This window comes from Actinosynnema sp. NPDC023658 (genome assembly GCF_040639995.1).
GTDB lineage: Bacteria > Actinomycetota > Actinomycetes > Mycobacteriales > Pseudonocardiaceae > Actinosynnema.
On record NZ_JBFAAX010000716.1, the window covers coordinates 1 to 2,943 of the forward strand.

Below are 2,943 nucleotides of genomic sequence, written 5' to 3' on the forward strand. Positions count from 1 at the left end.
TCCGCGCCCCGCTGGCCCCGCACCCCCCCCAGCCCCAGGGCGCCGGGGGCGAGGGAGAAGTGGGGGCCGGGCAGGCCCTGGGGGCGCCCGAGGTGCGCGGCGTCCGGGCCGGGGGCGCCCGCGTCCACGAGCGCCTTGATGGTGGGGACCGACGCGCGGACGCGGCCGTCGTCGGTGATCCGGTCGCCGTCCAGGGGGACGTTCAGCTCGGCGCGCACGAGGACGCGCCGACCCGAGACACCCTCGCTGAGCAGGTCGTCGAGAGTCTTCACAGCGAGTTGGTCCGCCTGTTCGGTCAGAGCTTGCTGGCGACGAGGTTGACCAGGTCGGCGAGGCGGTTGGAGTAGCCCCACTCGTTGTCGTACCAGCCGACGACCTTGACCTGGTTGCCGATGACCTTGGTCAGCGGCGCGTCGTAGATGCACGACGCCGGGTCGGTGACGATGTCCGCCGACACGATCGGGTCGGTGTTGTAGCGCAGGTAGCCCTTCAGCGCGCCCTCGGCGGCGGCCTTGTAGGCGGCGTTGACCTCGTCCACGGTGACCTCGCGGCCGACGGTGACGGTCAGGTCGGTGGCCGAGCCGGTGGGCACGGGCACGCGCAGGGCGTAGCCGTCGAGCTTGCCCTTGAGCTCGGGCAGGACCAGGCCGATCGCCTTCGCGGCACCGGTGCTGGTGGGCACGATGTTCAGCGCGGCGGCACGGGCGCGGCGCAGGTCCTTGTGCGGCGCGTCCTGGAGGTTCTGGTCCTGGGTGTAGGCGTGGATCGTGGTCATGAGGCCACGCTCGATGGTGAAGCTGTCGTGCAGCACCTTGGCCAGCGGGGCCAGGCAGTTCGTGGTGCACGAGGCGTTCGAGATGATCGTCTGCGAGCCGTCGTACTGGTCGTCGTTCGCGCCCAGCACCACGGTGAGGTCCTCACCCTTGGCCGGGGCGGAGATGATGACCTTCTTGGCGCCACCCTCGTCGACGTGCTTGCGGGCGGCGGTGGCGTCGGTGAAGAAGCCGGTCGACTCCAGGACGACGTCGACGCCGAGGTCCTTCCAGGGCAGCTTGCCCGGGTCGCGCTCGGCCAGCGCCTTGATGACCTTGCCGTCGACCGCGATGCCCTCGTCGGTCACGGTCACCTCGCCGTCGAGGCGGCCGAGGATGGAGTCGTACTTGAGCAGGTGGGCCATGGTGTTGACGTCACCGAGGTCGTTGAAGGCGACGATCTCGATGTCGTGCCCGCTGGCCTGAACGGCACGCCAGAAGTTGCGACCGATGCGGCCGAAACCATTGACACCTACGCGAACCGTCACGGTGAGTCTCCTCGGTACTCGACTGGCGTTGTCCCGCCAGGGGCGTGCAGTAATGGGCTGACCAGGCAGCCGAGAGCCAGCCTAGCCTCCGGCCTGCGTCCCTGGTCACGTGGACCACCAGGATCTCTTTATCGAACAAGAAAATCCAGCTCGACCGGCTTGTTACCACTGAGTAACTCGGCTGCGGCGCGTTCGGGACTCCCGAGTGCGGCTGCGCGGGGGCTCGACGTCGGGCCCGCCCGTTGCCCAGCGTAGAACTCCGGGTGCGCCGGCGCAGGGTGCGCGGAGCGTGACGGCGGCCGTGCTCCGAACGTTCAACTCAGGGGTCGTGAGCGTAGGACTCTCGCGCTGCGGACGTAGGACTCTCGCGGTCGGGGGAAAACACGCGGGCGGGGGTGGGCCGGTGGTGACGCTTCACTAACGGGTCGGCTCGGGCGTCACCCGATCGGGTTACAGTGCCCCACCTTTCCTCCTAGCTGCGGTGGTGGACGGTGGCGGTGGTGACGGGTGGGCCGGCGCTCGCGCACGAGCACGGGAGTGGACGGCGCACCGCCAGGGCCGACATCCAGGGCTTGCGGGCGCTGGCCGTCGGCGTGGTGGTCTGCTACCACCTGCGCCCGGACTGGCTGCCCGGCGGTTTCGTCGGCGTCGACGTGTTCTTCGTGATCTCGGGCTTCCTGATCATCGGCACGCTGACCGACGAGGTGCGGCGCACCGGCCGGGTCGGGCTGCTCGACTTCTACGCGCGACGCATCCGCAGGCTGCTGCCCGCGGCCACGGTGGTGCTGCTGGCGGTCACGGCGGCGGTGTTCGCGCTGCTGCGCTCGTCGCGGTGGCCGGCGGTGCTGCGCGAGGTGGTGTTCTCCGCACTCAACGCGCAGAACTGGCTGCTGGCGGCGCTGTCGGACGACTACGGGCACGCCACGGTCGGCGCCTCACCGGTGCAGCACTTCTGGTCGCTGGCCGTGGAGGAGCAGTTCTACCTGGTCATCCCGCTGGTGCTGCTGGTCGCGGCCGTCCTGGCGGCCCGTCGGGGCGCAGGGCCGGTGCGGTACGCGGTCGTCGCGGTGGGCGTGATCGCGGTGGCGTCGTTCGCGTTCTCGGTCTGGTACACGCCGGTGGACCACGGTGCGGCGTACTTCGTCACGCCCACCCGGATGTGGCAGCTCGGCGTCGGCGGCTTGGCCGCCATGGTCCTGCACCGGCTGCGGCCGGGCGGGGTCACCCGGTTCCTGCTGGGCTGGGGCGGCCTGGCCGCGGTGGTGGTCAGCGCGTTCCTGCTGACCACCGACATGGCGTTCCCGGGGTGGATCGCGGCGGTGCCGACGATCGGCACGGCCGCCGTGCTGGTCGCCCGCGACGACTCGCTGGCCCGGGTGCTCGGCCTGCGCCCGCTGACCTATGTAGGCGACATCTCCTACAGCCTGTACCTGTGGCACTGGCCGGTGATCGTGCTGCTGCTGGAGGTCACCGGGAGCGAGGCGTTGAGCCTGGAGCAGGTCGGGGCCGCCGCCGGGGCGAGCCTGGTGCTGGCGGCGTTGTCGAAGCACCTCGTCGAGGACCCGTTCCGGCGGCGCAGGCCCGACCGCAGGCGCACCACGTACGCGCTCGGCACGTCGCTGGTGGTGGTGACCGTGGCGGTC

Annotated in this window: 3 protein-coding genes; 1 reads left to right on the forward strand and 2 read right to left on the reverse strand. The window is 70.8% G+C overall.

The window, feature by feature from the left end:
- Both pgk and gap read right to left on the reverse strand, forming a co-directional pair.
- Positions 1–272, reverse strand: a 272-nt coding sequence (gene pgk, locus AB0G02_RS33680) for a phosphoglycerate kinase (protein WP_360802454.1), incomplete at its 3' end; no start/stop codon positions are given.
- Between the two features lie 23 nt (positions 273–295).
- Positions 296–1,300: a type I glyceraldehyde-3-phosphate dehydrogenase gene (gene gap, locus AB0G02_RS33685; protein ID WP_360802457.1), complete on the reverse strand. Its 1,005-nt coding sequence runs from the start codon at positions 1,298–1,300 to the stop codon at positions 296–298.
- 500 nt (positions 1,301–1,800) lie between these two features.
- Between gap and AB0G02_RS33690 the strand changes: the two genes are divergently transcribed.
- On the forward strand, positions 1,801–2,943 hold a 1,143-nt coding region (locus AB0G02_RS33690), incomplete at its 3' end, for an acyltransferase (RefSeq protein ID WP_360802460.1).